1 protein-coding gene is annotated in these 2,280 nt (G+C 70.7%); it reads left to right on the top strand.

Translation table 11 applies throughout. The annotated features are described in order from the left end of the window. The first annotated feature begins 276 nt into the window (after positions 1-276). Positions 277-2,241, top strand: a complete 1,965-nt coding sequence (locus tag ACFRMQ_RS40230) for an APC family permease (protein WP_380735868.1) — start codon at positions 277-279, stop codon at positions 2,239-2,241. Positions 2,242-2,280 lie beyond the last annotated feature (39 nt).

Genomic DNA, 2,280 nt, shown 5'->3' with positions numbered 1-2,280 from the left:
GGCCCGGGGTCCTGCCGTCATCGGCCCCGAGCCCTCCCGCCCTCGGCACCCGACGTCCCGCACCGTGCCACCCGCGCCGACCTGCGCGGCAATGACGTTTTCTTAACGCGGGCCGGTAGCGGATTCTTAACGCCCGTCGCATAGCCTGTCGCACTGCCGTCGCCCGACGGCGTTTTTACGGGGTCTTTAAACAAGAGGTGCAAGGTGGTTTCGTCGGGTTCGACGGAGACGGCGGAGGCGGACGCGCCGTCGGCACGAATACGCCTCCGTAGCTGGTTGCTGGAGGACGTGACCGCGGCGAAGCCCGCGCAGCAGCCGGCGGCAGGGGGTGCCTCGGAGGACGCCGCGCAAACGCAGTCCGAGGGCACGGCGGCATCGGGGGACGCGGCCGCGCACGGCGCCCACGCCGGCCAGCGCTGGTGGCGGGTGATGTGCCTGACCGGCCTGGACTACTTCTCGACGCTCGGCTACCAGCCGGGCATCGCCGCCCTGGCCGCGGGCGTGCTGTCGCCGATCGCCACCATCGTGCTGGTGGTGGTCACCCTGCTGGGCGCGCTGCCGGTCTACCGGCGGGTGGCCAAGGAGAGCCCGCGCGGCGAGGGCTCGATCGCGATGCTGGAGCGGCTGCTGTCGTTCTGGAAGGGCAAGCTGTTCGTCCTCGCCCTGCTCGGCTTCGCGGCCACGGACTTCCTGATCACCATCACGCTGTCCGCCGCCGACGCGAGCGCGCACCTGGTGGAGAACCCGCACCTGACGAGCTTCCTCGGCGGCAAGCAGGTGCTGATCACGCTGGTCCTGGTGGCGCTGCTCGGCGCGGTCTTCCTCAAGGGCTTCAGCGAGGCGATCGGCCTGGCCGTCGCGCTGGTGGGGGTCTACCTGACGCTGAACGTGGTCGTGGTGGCCGTCGGCCTCTGGAAGATCATCGAGGCGCCGCACGTGGTCACCGACTGGACGGACGCGCTGACCGCCCAGCACGGCAACCCGATCCTGATGGTCGGCGTGGCGCTGGTGACCTTCCCGAAGCTGGCGCTGGGCCTGTCCGGCTTCGAGACCGGCGTCGCCGTGATGCCGCACATCAAGGGCGACCCGACCGACACCGAGGCCGACCCGGCCGGCCGGATCCGCGGCGCCCGCAAACTGCTGACCACGTCCGCCGTGATCATGAGCTGCTTCCTGATCGCCACCAGCTTCATCACCACGCTGCTCATCCCGGCGGACCAGTTCAAGTCCGGCGGCTCCGCCAACGGCCGCGCCCTGGCCTACCTGGCGCACGAGTACCTGGGCGGCGCCTTCGGCAGCGTCTACGACCTCTCCACCATCGCGATCCTCTGGTTCGCCGGGGCCTCCGCGATGGCGGGCATGCTCAACCTGCTGCCCCGCTACCTGCCGCGCTACGGCATGGCCCCGCACTGGGCGCGCGCCGTGCGGCCGATGGTGATCGTGCTGACCCTGATCGGCTTCCTGGTCACCTGGATCTTCGACGCCGACGTGGACGCCCAGGGCGGCGCCTACGCGACCGGCGTGCTGGTGCTGATCAGCTCCGCCGCCATCGCGGTGACCATCGCCGCCTACCGCAAGCACGAGCGCGGCTGGACCATCGCCTTCGCGGTGATCTCGGCGATCTTCCTCTACACCACCGTGCTGAACGTGATGGAGCGGCCGGACGGCCTGAAGATCGGGGCCTGCTTCATCGCCGGCATCATCCTGGTCTCGCTGCTCTCCCGGCTGCGCCGCGCCTTCGAGCTGCGTGTGACCAGCGTGGCGCTGGACGATGTGGCGGAACGTTTCATCAGGGACTACGCGCACCGCCCGCTGCGGCTGATCGCCAACGAGCCGAACCACCGCGACATCGCCGAGTACCGCGACAAGATCCGCCAGATCCGCGCCGACAACGACATCCCCGGCGAGGACGACCTGGTCTTCGTCGAGGTGACCGTCCGCGACGCCTCCGACTTCGAGGCCGAGCTGACCGTGCGCGGCGAGGTGCTGCACGGACGCTACCGGGTGCTCACCCTGGAGAGCTCCAGCATCCCGAACGCGCTCGCCGCGCTGGCGCTGAACATCCGGGACCGCACCGGGCAGCAGCCGCACCTCTACTTCGAGTGGACCGAGGGCAGCCCGTTCGCCCAGTTCCTGCGGTTCTTCCTGTTCGGGCAGGGCGAGGTGGCGCCGGTCACCCGCGAGGTGCTGCGCGAGGCCGAACCGGACCGGGCGCGCCGCCCGCGGGTCCACGTCGGCTGACCTTCGCCCGCGGCCCCGACGGCCCGCCCGCTCGACGAG

This window comes from Kitasatospora sp. NPDC056783 (assembly GCF_042789895.1).
In the GTDB taxonomy this organism is placed as follows: domain Bacteria; phylum Actinomycetota; class Actinomycetes; order Streptomycetales; family Streptomycetaceae; genus Kitasatospora.
Note: the sequence above shows the minus strand (reverse complement) of the source record. Positions and strands in the feature narration are given on the sequence as shown.